This is a genomic window from Roseibium sp. LAB1, assembly GCF_054658235.1.
In genome coordinates this window covers 1,253,507-1,272,243 of record NZ_BAAGIB010000002.1, presented here as the reverse complement: position 1 = coordinate 1,272,243, position 18,737 = coordinate 1,253,507, and the positions used below count along the sequence as shown (strand labels likewise).

Annotated in this window: 16 protein-coding genes; 7 read left to right on the top strand and 9 right to left on the bottom strand. The window is 59.7% G+C overall.

All coding sequences use genetic code 11. The annotated features are described in order from the left end of the window. Positions 1 to 126: 126 nt before the first annotated feature. The 4 genes from ACYQ54_RS15740 to betI all read right to left on the bottom strand — a co-directional run bounded on the left by ACYQ54_RS15740 (position 127) and on the right by betI (position 5,486). Positions 127 to 1,410, bottom strand: coding sequence for an adenylate/guanylate cyclase domain-containing protein (locus ACYQ54_RS15740; RefSeq protein WP_460083860.1), 1,284 nt, complete (start codon positions 1,408 to 1,410; stop codon positions 127 to 129). 293 nt (positions 1,411 to 1,703) lie between these two features. Beyond that, entirely contained in the window at positions 1,704 to 3,167 is a 1,464-nt protein-coding gene (gene betB, locus ACYQ54_RS15735; protein ID WP_460083858.1) for a betaine-aldehyde dehydrogenase, read from the bottom strand. A 42-nt stretch (positions 3,168 to 3,209) separates the two neighbouring features. Then, positions 3,210 to 4,868 (bottom strand): choline dehydrogenase, encoded by a 1,659-nt coding sequence (betA, locus tag ACYQ54_RS15730; protein WP_460083856.1) that lies wholly within the window; start codon positions 4,866 to 4,868, stop codon positions 3,210 to 3,212. 15 nt (positions 4,869 to 4,883) lie between these two features. Beyond that, positions 4,884 to 5,486 carry a transcriptional regulator BetI gene (gene betI / locus ACYQ54_RS15725; RefSeq protein WP_460083854.1) on the bottom strand — a complete coding sequence of 201 codons (603 nt, stop codon included), beginning with the start codon at positions 5,484 to 5,486 and terminating at the stop codon, positions 4,884 to 4,886. A gap of 364 nt (positions 5,487 to 5,850) precedes the next feature. Here betI and ACYQ54_RS15720 point away from each other — a divergent pair, with 364 nt between their 5' ends. From ACYQ54_RS15720 to choV, 3 genes are all read left to right on the top strand, one after another. Then, positions 5,851 to 6,795: a choline ABC transporter substrate-binding protein gene (locus ACYQ54_RS15720; RefSeq protein WP_460083852.1), complete on the top strand. Its 945-nt coding sequence runs from the start codon at positions 5,851 to 5,853 to the stop codon at positions 6,793 to 6,795. Positions 6,796 to 6,872: 77 nt separating this feature from the next. Beyond that, positions 6,873 to 7,718, top strand: coding sequence for a choline ABC transporter permease subunit (gene choW, locus ACYQ54_RS15715; RefSeq protein WP_460083850.1), 846 nt, complete (start codon positions 6,873 to 6,875; stop codon positions 7,716 to 7,718). A gap of 11 nt (positions 7,719 to 7,729) precedes the next feature. Then, positions 7,730 to 8,758 (top strand): choline ABC transporter ATP-binding protein, encoded by a 1,029-nt coding sequence (gene choV / locus ACYQ54_RS15710; protein WP_460084839.1) that lies wholly within the window; start codon positions 7,730 to 7,732, stop codon positions 8,756 to 8,758. Between the two features lie 196 nt (positions 8,759 to 8,954). On the opposite strand, the gene ACYQ54_RS15705 is transcribed toward choV, so the two are convergent. Next, positions 8,955 to 9,167 carry a cold-shock protein gene (locus ACYQ54_RS15705; RefSeq protein WP_006934329.1) on the bottom strand — a complete coding sequence of 71 codons (213 nt, stop codon included), beginning with the start codon at positions 9,165 to 9,167 and terminating at the stop codon, positions 8,955 to 8,957. Positions 9,168 to 9,550: 383 nt separating this feature from the next. On the opposite strand from ACYQ54_RS15705, the gene ACYQ54_RS15700 reads away from it, so the two are divergent. Further along, entirely contained in the window at positions 9,551 to 9,910 is a 360-nt protein-coding gene (locus ACYQ54_RS15700) for a BA14K family protein (protein ID WP_330559221.1), read from the top strand. Positions 9,911 to 10,216: 306 nt separating this feature from the next. Then, positions 10,217 to 11,107: a hypothetical protein gene (locus ACYQ54_RS15695; RefSeq protein ID WP_460083848.1), complete on the top strand. Its 891-nt coding sequence runs from the start codon at positions 10,217 to 10,219 to the stop codon at positions 11,105 to 11,107. A gap of 39 nt (positions 11,108 to 11,146) precedes the next feature. On the opposite strand, the gene ACYQ54_RS15690 is transcribed toward ACYQ54_RS15695, so the two are convergent. Then, positions 11,147 to 11,596, bottom strand: a complete 450-nt coding sequence (locus ACYQ54_RS15690; protein WP_460083847.1) for a YaiI/YqxD family protein — start codon at positions 11,594 to 11,596, stop codon at positions 11,147 to 11,149. Further along, on the bottom strand, positions 11,593 to 12,834 hold the full coding sequence (locus tag ACYQ54_RS15685; RefSeq protein WP_460083845.1) for a BaiN/RdsA family NAD(P)/FAD-dependent oxidoreductase: 1,242 nt from the start codon (positions 12,832 to 12,834) through the stop codon (positions 11,593 to 11,595). Before ACYQ54_RS15685 ends, ACYQ54_RS15690 begins: the two co-directional genes overlap by 4 nt. Positions 12,835 to 13,010: 176 nt before the next feature. Here ACYQ54_RS15685 and ACYQ54_RS15680 point away from each other — a divergent pair, with 176 nt between their 5' ends. Continuing rightward, the gene (locus ACYQ54_RS15680) at positions 13,011 to 14,204 is read left to right on the top strand and encodes an HD domain-containing phosphohydrolase (protein WP_460083843.1); all 1,194 of its coding nucleotides are present in this window, start codon (positions 13,011 to 13,013) and stop codon (positions 14,202 to 14,204) included. Positions 14,205 to 14,233: 29 nt separating this feature from the next. Here the strand turns inward: ACYQ54_RS15680 and ACYQ54_RS15675 are convergent, their stop codons facing one another. Both ACYQ54_RS15675 and ACYQ54_RS15670 read right to left on the bottom strand, forming a co-directional pair. Continuing rightward, complete coding sequence (locus ACYQ54_RS15675) at positions 14,234 to 15,022, bottom strand: glycosyltransferase family 2 protein (RefSeq protein ID WP_460083841.1); 789 nt, start codon at positions 15,020 to 15,022, stop codon at positions 14,234 to 14,236. 89 nt (positions 15,023 to 15,111) lie between these two features. Continuing rightward, on the bottom strand, positions 15,112 to 16,782 hold the full coding sequence (locus ACYQ54_RS15670; RefSeq protein WP_460083839.1) for an alpha-glucosidase family protein: 1,671 nt from the start codon (positions 16,780 to 16,782) through the stop codon (positions 15,112 to 15,114). Positions 16,783 to 17,352: 570 nt separating this feature from the next. On the opposite strand from ACYQ54_RS15670, the gene ACYQ54_RS15665 reads away from it, so the two are divergent. Continuing rightward, positions 17,353 to 18,519: an acetyl-CoA acetyltransferase gene (locus tag ACYQ54_RS15665; protein WP_460083837.1), complete on the top strand. Its 1,167-nt coding sequence runs from the start codon at positions 17,353 to 17,355 to the stop codon at positions 18,517 to 18,519. Positions 18,520 to 18,737: the final 218 nt, after the last annotated feature.

Below are 18,737 nucleotides of genomic sequence, written 5' to 3'. Positions count from 1 at the left end.
GAGGTTCCAGGACGCCTCATCGAAATGAAATTCGATTGCGGTGAGTTCCCGCGAAATCCGGGTCCCGGCCGTCCAACATGTGTCGGCCGGGATGACAGCGGGAACCAACGTGAGGATGCAGGACTGTCACCCCGCAAAAATGGCCACCGGTTTGCCGACACCGCGCAGGGCGTGTTCACCCATGGCGTAGAGATCGGTCTGAAGTTCGCCGGAGAGTGCATCGCGCACCGGTTCGGTCAGGAGGAGCGGGCGGCCGAGCGGTTTGCAAAGCGATTCCACCCGACTGGTCTCGTTGACGGCACGTCCGATCACAGTGAAATCGAGCCGCTCCTCGCCGCCGACATTGCCGAAAAAGATCTCACCCCGGTGAAGGCCGATTCCGATCTTGAGCGGGTGCCAGTGGATGGGATCCGGTAGATCCTCTGGCGGGTTTTCATTCAGCTCGTCGATGGCCAGCAGCGCCGCCTTGGCAGCTTTCATTGCTGCGTTGGCCGCGGCGGTTTCCCCGAATGTTTTCTGATCGAACACGGCAAGAACGCCGTCACCCATGAACTTCAGGATGTCGCCGCCATGGTTGAGCACGGCGTCTGAAATACGGTCGAAATAGGCGTTGAGGATGGCGGTCACTTCCGGCCCGCTGAGCCTGTCGGCCAGTTGGGTGAAGCCGCGCATGTCGGCCATGAAGACCACGGCATTGATGGCTTCGCCGTCACCGCGCTTGATTTCGCCGTCCAGAACACGCTGTCCTGCAATGGGGCCGAGATAAGTATCGGCAACATTGCGGGCGATCCGCTGGACGATGTGGCGCTCGATATGGAGCGCCAGCAGATCGATCAGGTTTCGGATCAGATCTTTCTCCGCCGGCGGAAATCCACCGGGTTTGCGGGTTGCCAAGGTCATGGCGTTCCGCTTTTCGTGCGAGGAACTGAGCGGCAGGGCGACATAGTTGGTGTACCCCTGGTCGGCCAGCTCCCGCATCAGCGGAGCGGAATTTGCCCCCTCTTCACTTTCCAGGTCGACCTTGATCGTCTGCCCCTCATTGATGACGTGAGACAGCGGATTGCGGGTGAAGGCTTCCGATTTCGACGCGTTGGCATCCGCGGCGACCTCGTCACAGAACATGTCCTGACTGTTCCAGACCCAGGAAAACCCGATGACCCGGGGATGCAGCGTGCCGATATGCAGCGTCGCGCGGTCGATGGCGAGGCCGGCAGCCTTGCAGCGCCACATGAACTCCTCGAACATCAGCATGACATTGTCGATCCGCGTCGCCTCGTGCAGCAGCCACGAATTCAGTTGGTCGATACCGAGCGTTTCCGGCGCGCAGGAAGGGCCTCTCCGTGAGCGGGCAAGCAGATAGACAAAGGGCGCGTAACTGCGCGGGGCGGGGTCAAGAAAGGCTTTGTTCATCGGGGCTCCGCAAAACGGCTTTCACTAATATCTCGGGCACCGAGGCACAAACTTCAATCTGCAATATACCGAATGGTAGAAAATGCTTAGGAAAGGTCCAGGTGGAACGTGAGAACGGCAGATTGCGAGACCTGACCATCCTTCGAGACAGCGCTTCTCGCCTCCTCAGGATGAGGTCGGTGTGTGGCACGACCTGGCCGGCTTTCAGCACATTCTGCCTCATCCCGAGAAGCCGCGCCAGCGGCGTCTCCAAGGATGGGGCCTGGTTCCAAGATGGTTGGAAAGACGGCGTGTTAGAACGCCGCTTCGACGCCGCCCATTTCCACGTAAACGCTCTTGGTCTGGCTGTAGTATTCAATCGCGGCATGACCGTTCTCGCGGCCGATGCCCGACTTCTTGTAGCCGCCAAAGGGCATTTCGATCGGGGTCAGGTTGTAGGTGTTGATCCAGCAGGTGCCGGCCTGAAGCTGGTCGATCACCCGATGCGCCCGTTGAATGTCCTTGGTGAAGACACCCGCGGCAAGGCCGAATTCAGTGTCGTTGGCGCGGGCGATGACATCGTCCTCGTCGGTGAAGTCGAGAACGCTCAGCACCGGCCCGAAGATCTCCTCACGCGCGATGCGCATGTCGTCCTTCACGTCGGCGAAAACCGTCGGCTTAACGAAATAGCCGTCCGGGAAGCTGGCGACCGCGGCCGCACCACCACCGCAGACCAGACGAGCACCTTCTTCCTGGCCGACCTGCATGTAGTGGAGCACCTTGTCGAGCTGCTGTTTGGAAACCAGCGGACCGATATTGGTTCTCTCGTCCAGCGGGTCGCCGAGAACAGCCTTGGCGGTACGTTCCGCCAGCCGCGTCACGAAGGCTTCCTTGATCGCCTCGTGAACGAAGACGCGTGTGCCGTTGGAGCAGATCTGTCCGGTGGAATAGAAGTTGGCGTTGATGGCAGCGGATACGGCGTTTTCGATGTCTGCATCGTCGAACACGATCAGCGGCGACTTGCCGCCGAGCTCCAGTGTCGTCTTCTTCAGATGTTCCCCCGCAAGCGCGGCCACCTTGGCACCGGTGGGCACAGAGCCGGTGAGAGAGATTTTGGCAATGGCCGGGTGGGCCACCAACTTCGCGCCGACGTCGCCGAAGCCCTGCAGCACGTTGAACACACCGTCGGGCAGGCCAGCCTCGGTGAAGGCTTCGGCCAGCTTCAGGGCGCTGAGCGGCGTGACCTCCGACGGCTTGAAGATCATGGCGTTGCCGCACACGAGCGCCGGAGCTGCCTTCCAGCAGGCGATCTGGATCGGATAGTTCCAGGCACCAATGCCGAAACAGATGCCGAGCGGTTCGCGCTTTGTATAGGCAAACGAGCCGCCGAGATCGATATGCTCGCCGGTGAGCGTCGCCGCCAGGCCGCCGAAATACTCCAGGCAGTCTGCACCGGACGCCGCATCGGCAATCAGGGTTTCCTGCAAGGGTTTGCCGGTGTCCAGCGTTTCCAGAATGGAAAGGTCGCGGTTCTTTTCGCGCAGGATCTCCGCCGTCCTGCGCAAGATGCGGCCACGTTCGACAGGGGGCGTCGTCGACCAGATTTTCTGGCCTTCCTGGGCGGAGCGGATCGCCGCCTCGATCACCGCATCGTCGGCGGCGCGGATCTGTGCGATGACTTCACCGGTTGCAGGATACAGCGAGTCGAATGGAGTGCCGCTCTGGCTCTCGACATATGAGCCGCCGACATAATGGGATGCTTGCGGTTGGGCGCGCATGGGTTGGCTCCTTGATCTGTGTCTGCCGTTGGACTGCGGGGATCAACGCTGGCTGGATTGCCAGTCCGGGTGGATCCACGGTTCCTGGTTGGCCGCCGGCAGTGGGGTCTTGCCGAGAATATGGTCCGATGCCTTTTCCCCGACCATAATCGAGGGCGCATTCAGATTGCCATTGGTGATTTGCGGAAATATCGAACTGTCGGCGACACGCAAGCCGTCGACGCCGATCACCCGGCATTCCGGATCGACCACGGCCATCGTATCGTCCTTGGCCCCCATCCGGCAGGTGCCACAGGGATGATAGGCGCTTTCCACGTGCTCGCGGATGAAGCTGTTCAGCTCCTCGTCGCTTTGCACTTTGTCGCCCGGCTGGATTTCCTTGCCGCGGTACGGTGCAAAGGCCTCCTGGTCGAAGATCTCTCGGGTGAGGCGAATGCAGGTGCGGAAGTCTTCCCAGTCGTCTTCGTGGGACATGTAGTTGAACAGGATCGACGGCTTGGCCTTCGGGTCGCTGGACGTCAGCTTGATCCGGCCGCGCGATTTGGAGCGCATTGGCCCGACATGGGCCTGGAAGCCATGGCCTTCCGCAGCCGCCTGGCCGTCATAGCGCACGGCAAAGGGCAGGAAGTGATACTGGATGTCAGGATATTTCACACCCGCCCTGGAACGGATGAAGGCGCAGCTCTCGAACTGGTTCGAAGCACCCAGCCCCTGTTTCAGGAACAGCCACTGGGCGCCGATCAGGGCCTTGGAAACAAGATTCCAGTGCTTGTAAAGCGTGATCGGCTGGGTGCAGGCCTGCTGCAGGTAAAGTTCCAGGTGGTCCTGAAGGTTGGCGCCGACGCCGGGCCTGTCTGCAACGACATCGATCCCCATTTCGGCAAGATGTGCTGCCGGGCCAATGCCGGACTGCATCAGGATCTTCGGGGAGTTGATGGAAGAAGCCGACAGGACAACTTCGCGCGCGGCTTTCGCCTCACGCACTTCGCCGCCGGTATCAAATTCCACGCCGACTGCGCGCTTGTCCTCGATCAGGACCCGGCGCACGAGTGCCCCCTTGATGAGGGTCAGGTTGCCGCGTTTCAGGGCCGGTTTCAGATAGGCATTGGCGGCAGACCAGCGGCGGCCACGGTGGACCGTCATCTCCATGTCGCCGAAGCCTTCCTGACGCTCGCCGTTATAGTCGGCGGTCACGCCGTAGCCGGCTTGTTCACCGGCGGACTTGAAAGCGTCGAACAGCGGGTTCCATTTCGTGCCGCGCTGAACATGCAGCGGGCCGTTGGTTCCGCGCCAGCCGTCCTGGCCGCCATGGCTGTGTTCCTGGCGCTTGTAGTAGGGCAGGACGTGGCGATAGCCCCAGCCGCTCGCGCCCATCTCTTCCCAGGTGTCGAAGTCGCAGGCATGGCCGCGCACATAGACCATGCCGTTGATTGAGGACGATCCGCCGATGACCTTGCCGCGCGGGGTGGCAAGGCGCCGCCCGTCCAGATGCGGTTCCGGTTCGCTGGTGTAGCCCCAGTCGTAAAGGGGCATGTTCATCGGATAGGACAGGGCAGCCGGCATCTGGATCAGCGGGCCGACGTCAGTGCCGCCGAATTCCAGCACAAGCACCCTGTTGTTCGGATCCTCCGACAGGCGGTACGCCAGGGCGCAGCCTGCGGAGCCGGCTCCGACGATGATGAAGTCGAACTGGTCGCTCATGTTGGTCCTAGCTGCTCAATTCTTGGTGTTGCGCGCCAGGTGGACGGCAATCTGGGTTTCCACGTAGTCCTCGACCATGGCAATTGCGGCCGACCGGTCGGTCTTGCCGTCGCGCAGGGCCTGCCGGATCCAGACACCGTCGATCATCGACGCGGTGCCTTCGGCAATCCGGCGTGCCTCGTCCTGGGGCATGAAGGCCCGCAGGTTGTGGGTCAGGTTCGAGGCAAGCCTTGCGGCGTAGATCTTCAGAAGACGGCTGTTGTTGTCGGTGGTGCGCGACTGGACATAGAAGGCAAGCCAGGCAGCGATCACCGCAGGCTGAAACTGGTCGACGGAAAAGTTGCCGGCGATGATCGCCGAGATACGCTCGCGCGGGGTCTCCGCCTTTACCAGGCTCTCGCGAATGGCCCGGCCAAGCTCGGTCAGGAGATGGCGCATGGTGGCAGCCAGCAATTGGTCCTTCGAGCCGAAATAGTGATGCACCAGACCGCCGGAAACGCCCGCGCGCTTGGCTATCTGCGCCATGGTCACTTCGCTGTAGCCGCGTTCGTGTATGGCATCGACCGTCGCGTCAATCAGACTGCGCCGCCGTTCCGCTTCCATTCCGACCTTGGGCATTTCGACCTCCGACACTGGGCGAGAGAAGAATTCGGCTCAGCTTTGCTACCGATGATCTGACGACGGCAAATCCGGCCAAGCACAAGTCCGGGTGCCGATCGTCTCGATCGTGGTCCAGCAGCGTCAAGGCGAAGGACTAGCCTTCCCCGGAGCCTTTCCGGGACCCTTGCCAAGTTCGTCTCACACTCGAGTATTATTTTTAATTGATCAGTCAATCAATGAAAACTTGCAATTTTTTCCGGTGGATGTTTGGATCTAAGTTAGGCAGGCTATGGGCAGAGGAAATTGAGGGCGATAGAACCACTCACAAACCCCACGCACTGCAGAAAAACAAGAAAACAGACTTTCCATAGGAGGTATGCATATGAAATTAGCAGCGAAACTCGCTGGAGGCCTGGCGCTCGGGCTGATGCTCACGGGAACCGCTCTGGCAAACGATCCGGAAAGCTGCCAGACGGTTCGCTTCTCCGACGTCGGCTGGACCGACATCACGGCTACCACTGCCGCAACCTCGGTGGTGCTGGAAGCACTCGGCTACAAGCCGGATGTGAAGCTTCTGTCCGTGCCGGTGACCTATGCGTCGCTCAAGAACAAGGACATTGACGTCTTCCTCGGCAACTGGATGCCGACCATGGAAGGCGACATCAAGAATTACCGTGAGGACGGCTCCGTCGAAACGGTCCGTGCCAATCTGGAAGGCGCGAAATACACGCTGGCCGTTCCGGAATACACCTACGAAAAAGGCCTGAAGAGCTTCCAGGACATTGCCAAGTTCAAGGATGATCTCGACGGCAAGATCTACGGCATCGAGCCGGGCAACGACGGCAACCGCCTGATCATCGGCATGATCGATGAAAACCTCTTCGGCCTGGAAGGTTTCGAGGTGGTGGAATCCTCTGAGCAGGGCATGCTGGCGCAGGTCGCCCGCGCGAACCGCCGCGACGCGGACATCGTCTTCCTCGGCTGGGAACCGCACCCGATGAATGCCAATTTCAAGATGAAGTATCTTGAAGGAGGCGACGATATTTTCGGCCCGAACTACGGCGGCGCCACCGTCTACACCAATGTGCGTGCCGGCTACGTCAAGGAATGCCCGAACGTCGGCAAGCTGCTTGAGAACCTGGAATTCTCGCTGCCCATGGAAAACGAGATCATGGGCGCCATCCTGATCGAGGGCGAGGATCCCAACAAGGCGGCAGCTGCCTGGCTGAAGGAACATCCGGCAACCTTCGAAAACTGGCTCGTTGGTGTGAAGACCATTGATGGCGGCGACAGCTTCGCAGCCGTCAAGAGCGCTCTTGGACTTTAACGTCTCTTGTGAAGTGGACGCCGTCGCTCACGACGGCGTCCTTTCTCGTGGCAACAAGTTTCACAAGGGGGCTCACGTTGGAGTGGCTGACTGAAGAAAAGATCCCGATCGGCAGTTGGGCGAAAGCCGGGGTCGATTGGCTTACCGACAACGCATACTGGTTGTTCGACGGAATTTCCGCCTTCCTCTTGACGATCATCGACGGGATCTTGTGGGTGCTTCAGGCGCCACATCCCCTGGTGATGGTCGCCGTCTTTGTCGCACTGGCCTATTTCGTACACCGCACAATCACGTTCGCAGCCCTTGTGGCGGTCGCCCTGTTGCTCATCATCAATCAGGGGTACTGGGAAGAGACGACGGAAACCCTGGCCCTGGTCATGGCTTCGACGATTGTCTGCATGGCGATCGGCGTTCCGATCGGCGTTCTTGCGGCACATCGTCCGCGCTTTTACGCCGTTCTGCGTCCTGTCCTCGATCTGATGCAGACGCTGCCGACCTTTGTTTACCTGATCCCGGCACTCATCCTGTTCGGCCTGGGCATGGTGCCCGGTCTGATCGCAACGGTGATCTTTTCCATTCCCGCGCCAATCCGGCTCACGCAGCTTGGGGTGTCGTCGACGCCAACCTCGCTCCTGGAAGCCGGCAAGGCCTTTGGAGCGACGAATTCCCAGCTGCTCTGGAAAATCGAGTTGCCCTACGCGCTCCCGCAGATCATGGCGGGGCTGACGCAGACAATCATGCTGTCGCTGTCGATGGTCGTGATCGCCGCGCTCGTTGCTGCCGACGGTCTCGGGGTTCCGGTGCTGCGGGCGCTGAACACGGCAAACGTCGCGCTGGGCTTCGAGGCGGGCGTCTGCATCGTCCTGATCGCCATCGTTCTCGACCGTTTCTTCCGCACACCGTCCGGAGGCAACAAGAAATGAGCGATGCAACCATGATGCCTGTCGTTTCCTTCAAGGAAGTCGACATCGTCTTCGGCGAAAAGCCTCATTCGGCTCTGCCCCTGATCGATGCGGGCAAGACCCGTCAGGAAATCCAGGCCGAAACCGGCCAGATCCTGGGTGTCGCCGGCGCTACCTTTGACATCTACGAAGGCGAAGTGATCGTCCTGATGGGCCTGTCCGGCTCCGGCAAGTCGACGCTGCTTCGCGCCGTCAACGGCCTTAATCCCGTCATCCGGGGCGAAGTACAGGTCCATGACGGCGCGCGTTACGTCAATCCGGAAACCTGCTCGGAAAACGATCTGCGGGAATTGCGCCGGCACCGGATCGGCATGGTGTTCCAGCAGTTCGGTCTTCTGCCCTGGCGCACGGTGGCGGAAAACGTCGGCTTCGGCCTGGAGCTTGCAGGCATGCCGACAAAGGAAAGGGCGGCCAAGGTAGAGGCCCAGCTCAAGCTGGTCGGCCTTACCGGCTGGGGCGAAAAGCATGTGCACGAATTGTCCGGCGGCATGCAGCAGCGTGTCGGCCTGGCCCGTGCATTTGCGACCGACGCACCAATCTTGCTGATGGACGAACCGTTCTCGGCGCTGGATCCGCTCATTCGCGACAAGCTGCAGGACGAACTGCTCGACCTTCAGAAGGAACTCAACCGGACCATAATCTTCGTCAGTCACGATCTCGATGAAGCGGCCAAGATCGGCTCGCGCATCGCGATCATGGAAGGCGGGCGGGTGATCCAGCTGGGTACGTCGCAGGAAATCGTCAAGGCACCGGCCACCAGGTATGTGGCGGAATTCGTCAGTCACATGAACCCGCTCAATGTGCTCCGGGCCCGTGATATCATGGTGCCTCCCGGCAGCCTGCCGGGCTCGCTTGCCAGTGGCCTGACCTGTGATGCGGAAGCCTCGATCCGGGAAGTTGCGCAGTTGAAGAAATCCAGCAAGGACCCTGTCGTCGTCAAGGCGAGCGGTTCCATTGTCGGTGTTATCGGCGAGAAGGAACTTCTGGACTGCATGGCGTAAGGTGTGCAAGGCGAAACGAAGGCGGTTCAACCCGATGGACTTCCTCGGGATGAGGACGGATATTCGACAGCGGGAAAGCGATTTCGAAAGCTGCGTATCAAGCCACAAAACAAACAAAAAACGGGACCGAAAGGTCCCGTTTTTCGTTGTTCAATCCGCGCCAGCCGCCTGCAGGCGGAGGCCGCAGTCTGAAACCTTAGAGCAGTTCGAGCTGTGCAGCCTGCTTGCCGCGGCCGCGACGGTCATCTTCGGCAACGAAGGAGATCTTCGCACCTTCGACAGGCGTACCGATACCGGCCTGCTCGAATGCGGTGATGTGGACGAAGACGTCCTTGGAACCGTTTTCCGGAGTGATGAAGCCGAAGCCACGGTCATGGTTGAAGAATTTAATGGTGCCGTTCTCACGCATGGAGAAACCTTTCCGCTGGTTGGATGCGCCATCCCGTTCCCGGCAGGCGCGGATAAACGAGAAGTCAACAAGAAACGGAAAGCTTAGAAATTCAGAGCAGCGCTTGATGGAGCCCTGCCGAAGTCAGTCTCACCGGGTCTTTCGTCAGTCCCGTACGGCACAACGCGTACCGATGGAAAATAATGTAGGTCGAGGTGGCGCTGACGGCAAGCGAAAGATTTTGGCAGTGGTCAAATCTAGGCCACAAAGCCGATAAATCCTGATTTCGTGACAAAGTGACAGCATGTGACACCAGTCACAGTGCCCGACCGGGGGGCGGGTTAGTTTCGTCTCATGAGTTGAGGCGGACAGCAGGGCCTCACGACACAGGAAGGGACACCGTCATGTTCAAGAAGTTTGCAGTTACCGCCTCTGCGCTGGCTCTTGTTGCCGGCGTCACGTTGACCTCCCAGGCAACGCCCGCACATGCCGCCAAGGGCTGGCAGGTTGGCGTCGGTGTCGCCAGCGGCCTCGCCGCAGGAGCGATCCTCGGGTCGGCTCTTTCCCAGCCTCGCTATGTTGCTCCGCCGCCGGCCTATTATCCGGCGCCGCCGGCCTACTATCCCGCACCGGCCCCGGTGGTGTACCGCCCGGCTCCCTGGAGCCCGGCCTGGTACAACTACTGCAGCCGCAAGTACCGCTCGTTCAACCCGAACACCGGTTACTTCCTGTCCTATTCCGGGCAGTACCGCTTCTGCCAGTAAGGCAATTTCTACTATCGCCGGCGCAACCGGCCCGAAGAGGCCTCCGGCCACTCCCTGCAAGGGTTTCCTCCCCACCTTGCAGGGAGTTTTTTGTTTGCATGAGATCAAAAGCTCGAAAGCGTTTCTGATGAACGCTGGTTTTCTGAAAGAATTCGTCAGAATTGAGCGTTTTACATCTTCTAAAATTGCAATTACTCGTATTTTGATTGTCTCCTCCACCTTCCAAGGGTGGAGGATTACTTTCCGATCATCGAGATGTCCTTGGCGCTTCCGCGACATCTCTGCCGGTTGGACGGGGGAAAATACATGATTGCGAAATACCTTGGTGTCCTGCTGCCGCTCGCTGCGTTAAGCATGACGATTTCACCCGCAAATTCACAACAGACGCTGCCTGCCGTGGACGGGATCAGCGGTAAGGTAACCCTCAATGGCGGCAGTTCCGACGGAAACGCGGTCGGAGGTGTGGAAGGCGCAATCACGATGCCGCTTGGACACAGGTTCGGCCTGCAGCTTGATGCCGGTGTCGGTGGCTATGATGAACCCTTTGCAGGGCAATCCGCCTATTACGGCGCCGGGGCGCATCTGTTCTGGCGAGACCCGTCAACCGGCATGATCGGCCTCGAAGGCTCCCTTTCCCATCTGGACGCGTACCAGGGTGTCGATGTGTTTTCCGCCGGCATAGAGGCCGAGCGATACTGGGGTCCGATCACACTAGGGGGCGTCGTCGGGGTGACGGATGGCAGCCACGCGATCGAAACCAACGGACGCGGTCAATTCAGATATGATCTCGATGCCACATTCGTGGCCGGTTCGAAACTCACCTGGTATCCTGACGAGAACCTGGCCCTGTCTGTGTCCGGCAGGGTATCGGGTGGTGATGCATCCGGGGGGCTCGGCGTCGAATGGGCACCGCTACGCGATACGCAGCTTCAACCCAGCCTGTTTGCGCGCGCTGCACTGCGCGAGGGCGGCGAAGCCTATGCTCTTGCGGGCGTCAGCATCTATTTCGGTGGCAAGTCCAAGTCCCTTATCCGTCGCCATCGCGAGGATGATCCGCCGATCGCTAATGTGATGACACTGGGAGATCTGGGTTTTACCCTGGGTGCGATCATGAAGTTCAAACAACATAAGGACAATCCGACCCAGCAACCTAACGGGACGCCTCCGTCTCTGTCGATACTTGGTTGGCTTCTCTAGGGCCTCTGGCAAGAGAAAAATGCCAGGCCGGTGTCAGGCCTACACCCGCTTGGCTGCGCGCATGATGGTTTCAAGCTGGTTGAGAAATCGAGAGCGGTCAGCCTTGGTGAAGCCAGGGCCACTTTCGCGGATTTCACCGATTTCACGCAGGTGGGTGTTGAGATCGCGCATGGCAAGGCGCATGCCAATGGCATCCTCACGGAACGGTTTGCCCGTCGGGCCGATGACCAGAGCTCCCGCCTTCACGCATCGTGCCGCCAGCGGCACATCGGCAGTCACCACAACATCGCCGGGTTGAGCCCGTTCCGCAATCCAGTTGTCGGCTTCGTCCGGCCCTTCAGGCACGACCACCCGTTCGATCAGGTCGCCTTCCGGAAGCCGCATCCAGCTGTTCGAGACGAATTTGATCTGCACGTTGTGGCGCTCGCCCACGCGAACGGCTTCGTCCTTGACCGGACAGGCGTCGGCGTCGATGTAGAGCACGGTCATGTTGCTTGCTCTCCTTTCGAGCGTTGAAGATAGGCTGCGATGCCAGCCGCCGCCCGGGCTCCTGTCGCAAAACACGCCTGCAGCAGGTACCCGCCCGTTGGCGCTTCCCAGTCCAGCATTTCACCGGCGGCAAAGACGCCGGGCAGCTTCTTGAGCATCAGCCCCTCATCCAGTTCGTCCAGAGCAATGCCGCCAGCGGAGGAGATCGCCCGTTCGATGGAATAGGGGGCATCAAGAACAACGGGAATCGCCTTGATGCGTCCTGCAAGGGTTGCCGGATCGGAGGGAATGTCGCCAGCTTCACGCAGCAGCGCCATTTCCACCGGGTTCATCCGCAGGGTCTTTTTGAGGAATGTGGCGACAGATTGCTTGCCGCGGGGTCTTGAGAGTTTTGCTGCCAACTCGTCCGCCCCGGCCTGTGGCCGCAGGTCGATGTCCAGTGTCGCGGAGCTGGTCTTGTTGATCGTGTCGCGCAATTCGGCGGACAAGGCGTAGACCGCGCCGCCTTCAAGTCCCTGACCCGTAACAACGGCCTCTCCCATTACCTTCTTGCCGTCGTGGCAAAGAGCGATGCGCTTGAGTGGGGTACCGGCAAACCGGTCTTTCAGGAAATCACTCCAGCTGGTTCGAAATCCGCAATTTGCCGGCTGAAGCCGGTTGATGCGGACACCGTGCTCTTCCAGCATTGGCACCCAGGCAGCATTGGAGCCGAGCTTCGGCCAGCTTGCGCCGCCCAGAGCCAACAGGCAGGCACGCGCGGAAAGGGACTGCGTGTCCTCGTCTCCAGTTCCATCCTTGTCCCCGGTCCGGATCCGGAACGTTCCGTCCTGCTCGATGCCGCTCAGTGCATGCCGTGTCAGCAGACGTACGCCGTTCCTGTCCAGCCGGCGCAGCCAGGCGCGCAACAGAGGTGATGCCTTCATGGATTTCGGGAAAACGCGCCCGCTGCTGCCGACAAAGGTGTCTTCGCCAAGGTCTTCGCACCAGCCTCGCAGCGCTTCGGGCGGAAAGTCGCGGATAAGGGGCGTCAAAAAGGGCTCAGCGTGCCGGTAGCGTCCCAGGAAGGCCGCAAGGTCCTCGCTGTGGGTCAGGTTCAGGCCACCACGGCCGGCCATCAGGAATTTGCGCGCGGGAGAGGGCATGCGGTCGATCACCACAACGGCATGGCCTTTTTCGGACAGGCGCTCCGCAGCGAAAAGACCGGCCGGACCGGCGCCGGCAATCAGAACGTCAAACATGCCGCCTTATAGTTCAAGGCGGGCGGCAAAGACCACCATGGATTTTCATCAAGGCCGATGATTGAAAATCGCGGTTTTCCGCAAGTATTTGTTATCAGTCTCATGAGATTATTATCCGGGGGTTGTACCTGCGGAAGTTTTCCCGGCAGGTTTTCTTCCTGTGAAAGGAGCCGTGAATGGAAAAAAACACGGACCTGGTAGTCGTTGCCGATCCGGACAAGGAAGTGCAGACGGGCTTTGAACGCCTGTTTGGCACTCACATGAGGGTCGTCTGCTTTTCTGAGACGGAAACTGCTTTGCAGTTTCTGAAGCAGAACCATGGCGCGGCAGTCATTTTCTCTTGTTTCAATTTGCCGGGACGCGGCGGAACGGCCTTTCTTCGGGCTGCGGAGAGCATTGCCCCACAGGCCGCTCGGGTCATGCTGACCCGGGAAACCTCGGCGGAAGCCATCAAGAAAACACTCAATGAAGCCCATGCCTTCATGTTTCTGGAAAAGCCCTGTCAATCGACAGATCTGGTCAACGCCATGGAAACGGCGCTGTCCCATCACCTTCAGCTCGCCAAGGACCGCGCGCTGCTGGAGCGGACACTGGCCGGATCCGTCAAGCTTCTGATCGACATGCTGGCGCTGTTCCACCCGGAAGCCTTCCGGCGCACGGCTACAGTCCGCAAACAGGCCCTGCGGCTGGCCAAGCGCCTTGGAATGAAGAAAACCTGGGAACTTGAGATGTCGGTGATGTTGTCACCGCTCGGCGAAGCGTTAATGCCGAAACAGATCCTCGCCCGTTACCGCGCCGCCCGCAGCCTCACCGAGCAAGAACGTAATATTCTGGACCGCGCGCCGGTCCAGTCGCGGGATCTTTTGAAGAACATTCCACAATTGGAGAAGGTGTCCGAATATCTGTTTCTGTCCGGCCGCGGTTTCGACGGGTCGGGTTTCCCCAAGGATGGGCCGACGGGCAAGGAAATCCCGATGATTGCCCGCATCCTCAAGCTGCTGACCGATCTCTGGTATGCAAGCCCGGAAAGCGGGCCGGATGCCGCGGCCTTCGAGGCACTCACCATCAACAAGCGCAAATATGATCCGATGCTGCTGGAGCTGGCCAAGGACACGCTGATGGATGACGTGCCGGAGGCCCGCAAGAAGCTCATTGCCGAATGCTATATTCGCTCGCTTCAGCCTGGCGATGTGTTGATTGATGATGCGCTGACCGAAATCGGCCACGAACTGGTGCTGTCCCGCGGACATATGCTGACACCGACCACCATCCGCCGGCTGGAGCATTTCCACCAGGCTTCGGGTGTCCGCCAGCCTATCCGCGTCGAACGTCATTCGGCCCCGGAAGAGGCTCTGATCGATACGGCCTGAAACGTGAAGGACGGCGGCGAGAGCGTCCGTCAGTCCGTCTTTGTCCTGTCCAGCAATTCGGCCTCATAGGCCTTGGCGACGCGCAGGAAGCGGGCGTGGGCGTAGTTCATGGCAAGGATGAATCCCCACCAGCCGTATTTGCGGTACTTGCGCACGAAATAGGCCTTGAAGAAGCTCACCGGGAATTCTGTCAGGAGGCGGCTTTTCGGCAGTTTGCGGCCGCGGGCGCGCATGTCGTCCACCTGCATGCCGGAATAGCGGTTGTATTTGCCCACCTGGAAATCCAGCGAGCGAATGGACCGATGCGCCATGATGCCGGAAAGGTTCGCAATCCGCGCGCCCTCCTCGGGGCGCACCGTGTCATGCACGGTGGAAGCCGAGAACCGGCCCTTGCGCCGGTCGTAGAGACGGATCTGGTGGTAGCCGTAGGCCCAGGGGGCAGGGGCGGATTCATGGGCATAAAGATCGCGGATCATGATGCGCCAGCCGTCGGCGTCCGTGTAGCTTCCGTCGGCGAATTTGGCTCTGATTTCAGCGGCGAGGTCCGGCGTCACTTCTTCGTCGGCGTCCAGATTGAGCAGCCAGTCGTTGCGGCAGAGGTCTTCGCCAAAGCGTTTCTGCGGGCCGTAGCCGGGCCAGTCGTTGTGAACGACCCGCGCACCAAGTTTCTCGGCCACGGCGACCGTCTCATCACTGGACCCGCTGTCGATGACGATGACCTCGTCCACCCAACCAATGACGCTTGCGATCGGCAGGGCAATCCGGTCGGCCTCGTCACGGGCAATGATGAAAACGGAAAGGGGCAGGCGGTCGGTCATGAACGGTCCGGCTTTACTGTGAAGGCGTGGCCGGAAAAGCTCCGGCGCGACTATTTAGCCGTGCCGGAGCCTGAATTGAAGTCGGGAAATCAGGATTTCACGCGTGCGAACAGCGCATCGAGGCCCTGAAGCGCAATCGTGGACCCGTCCAGCGTACCGCTGAAGCCGGGGGCGCTCAGGTCTTCCATCTCAAGTCCGCTCAACGTAACGGTCGCTGGCTCGGTGCCGAGGTTGAAGGCGCAAAGCACGGTTTCATCCTGATGACTGCGGGTGAACACCAGCGTGTTGTCCTGGCTGTCGAGAAAGACCATGTCGCCCTTTTTCAGGGGCTCATGGGACTGCCGCCAGGCGTAGAAGGCCCGGTTCCGGTTGAGGATGGAGTTTTCATCCTTGTCCTGCTCGAAGGCGGCAAGGGCAAGGTGATCCTGCGCGACCGGAAGCCAGGGCTCGGCTTCGGAGAAACCGGCATGGCTGTTGTCCTTCACCCAGGGCATCGGCGTCCGGCAGCCGTCACGACCCTTGTATTCCGGCCAGAAACGGATGCCGTATGGATCCTGCAGCTTCTCGAACGGCACTTCAGCCTGCGGCAGTCCCAGTTCCTCGCCCTGGTAAAGGCAGGGCGTGCCGCGCAGGGAGGCGCAGAGCGCGGTTTCGAGCGGTGCGAACCGGGCAAGGTCCAGATCTTCACCCCAGCGGCTGGCCACCCGCTTCACATCATGGTTCGACAGCGCCCAGGAGGCCCAGCCCGAGCCGATACCGGCGTTCATTTCTTCCACGATCTTGCGGATATAAGGCGCCGAATGCTGAGGGGTCAGCAGGTCGAAGCTGTAGGCCATGTGAATGCGTTTGCCGGCTTCCGTGTAGGAGGCGGTCAGTTCCACGGCCTGGCCATCGGCGCCGATCTCACCCACGGATGTCGTGCCGGGATATTTGTCCAGGAGGGCGCGCAGCTTTTCAAGGAACACCAGGTTTTCCGGCTGGGTCTTGTCATAAAGGTGATCCTGGTACCCGTACGGGTTGGTTGGATCGACGGTGGACGGCATCTGCGAAGCGCTCAGCGGAGGATTGTCCCGGAGCTGCTTGTCGTGGAAATAGAAGTTCACCGTATCAAGGCGGAAGCCGTCGACACCCCTGTCGAGCCAGAACCTGGCAGCACCGAGAACGGCATCCTGAACCTCCGTGTTATGGAAGTTCAGATCCGGCTGGCTGGTCAGGAAATTATGCATGTAATACTGGCACCGGCGGCTGTCCCATTCCCAGGCCGGCCCTCCGAAGATCGACAGCCAGTTGGTCGGCACAGTACCGTCCGGCCTGGCGTCGGCCCACACGAACCAGTCGGCTTTGGCATTGTCCCGCGAAGAGCGGCTCTCGACAAACCAGGGGTGCCGGTCGGAGGTGTGCGAGATTACCAGATCGATGATCACCTTGAGGCCACGTGCATGGGCGGCGGCCAGCATGCGGTCGAAATCGGCAAGGGTGCCGAACATCGGGTCGACATCCTCGTAATCGGAGACGTCGTAACCGAAATCGTCCATCGGCGAGGTGAAGAAGGGCGACAGCCAGATGGCATCGACACCCAGCGAGGCGATGTAGTCCATACGTTCGCTGACGCCGTTCAGGTCGCCGATGCCGTCACCGTTGGTGTCGTTGAAGGAGCGCGGATAGATCTGGTAGATCACCGCTCCACGCCACCAATCCGGGTCTTTGATCATGTCTGATGGCACATCAGCCTCCAGGCCCGTTTCGGCTTCTTCGAACATTGCCGGTGTCTCCGTTCCGCTTCTGAGGCGATCTTAGGGGTTTCAAAGCGCTTTGAATGGCTATATCCAGCGCCTCTTCAGGTCAAGTGAACAGTTCTGAAAAAGTTGCGCGGGGATCGCTTTCGGTAAGCGATGTGTGAATTGTGTCGTTCGATCGCGCGCATGAGGAAGCACATGCAAAAACCGGCCCTGCGAGGCAGGGCCGGTGGAGCTACTGAAAAGTGACGAAACACGATTTTGTCCGGAACACGCACTTCCTACACCGCTTGAATGACAGCGGTATGACCATGTTCTTCGTCGTTTCTCCCTGGCATGAGCCGCGCTCACCGTGTAGCAGGCGCGCAGTCGATTGCTGCGTTATCTCTTTGGACTATCGAAGGTAAGTAATTGAATTAAATAGCGGAAAAATATTGTTATTACGTTTAGGTCAGTTTCTTCTTGCAAAGCAACATGGAAGCTGGAACTGTCCCCGCACACAGAACTTACGTAAGATGGAGGACACCCGCACGGAACAAGCGATCCGGCGGAAATCGGGTTCCATCTTGCGGGCAAAAACCTGGAGGAAGTGTCATGACGGCAGCCATGGTGGGTTGGGCACACATGCCCTTCGGCAAACATTCGGAAGAAACGGTTGAAAGCATGATCGTCAAGGTGGCGGTCGATGCCATCAAGGACGCCGGCATCGAGCCGGGAGATGTCGACGAGATTCTGCTCGGTCATTTCAATGCGGGTTTCTCGGCGCAGGATTTCACCGCCTCTCTGGTCTTGCAGGCCGATCCGGCCCTGCGCTTCAAGCCGGCAACCCGTGTCGAAAACGCTTGCGCCACCGGCTCTGCCGCCGTCCATCAGGGCGTGCGTGCCATTGCATCGGGCGACGCCCGCTTCGTGCTTGTGGTCGGTGTCGAGCAGATGACCACGACCCCCGGACCGGAAATCGGCAAGAACCTGCTTAAGGCGTCCTACCTGAAGGAAGAAGGCGATATCCCGGCAGGCTTTGCCGGTGTCTTCGGCAAGATCGCCGATGCCTATTTCCAGAAATATGGCGACCAGTCCGATGCCCTGGCCAAGATTGCGTCGAAGAACCACAAGAACGGTGTCGGCAATCCTTACGCCCAGATGCGCAAGGATCTCGGATTTGATTTCTGCCGGGCGGAATCTGAAAAGAACCCGTTTGTTGCCGGTCCGCTGAAGCGCACCGACTGTTCGCTGGTGTCCGACGGTGCCGCGGCACTGGTCCTGACCGATCCGGCAACGGCACTCGGCATGAAAAAGGCTGTCGCCTTCCGTGCACTTGCCCATGTGCAGGATTTCCTGCCCATGTCTAAGCGCGACATCCTGAAGTTTGAAGGGTGTTCCAAGGCCTGGGGCCAGGCACTCGGCGATGCCAATCTGGCGCTGGACGATCTGTCTTTCGTCGAGACCCACGACTGTTTCACCATTGCCGAGCTGATCGAATATGAAGCCATGGGCCTCACCAAGGAAGGCGAGGGCGCTCGCGCCGTGCTGGAAGGCTGGACGGAGATGGGCGGCAAACTGCCGGTGAACCCCTCTGGTGGTCTGAAGGCCAAGGGCCATCCGATTGGCGCTACCGGTGTCTCCATGCACGTGCTCACTGCCATGCAGCTGACCGGCACTGCCGGCGACATTCAGGTCAAGAACGCCGAAATCGGCGGCATCTTCAACATGGGTGGTGCCGCAGTGGCCAACTTCGTGTCCGTAATGCAGGCGATGAAGTAATCGGCAGGCAAAAATATTTCTAACTGGGACTTAAAAAGAGGGCGATTTATTGCCCTCTTTTTCGTTTTTGTTGAATATCAAAGTAGTTTTTCAATTAGTTTAAGCTGGTAAGAAATTCCTGAGTGTTCACCTAAATTAATTTTTTAAAAATCTTATAAAAACAAGATATTGCCCAGAGTAACGCACCGGCAGGGGCAGGTGCGGCATAAACTGGGTCA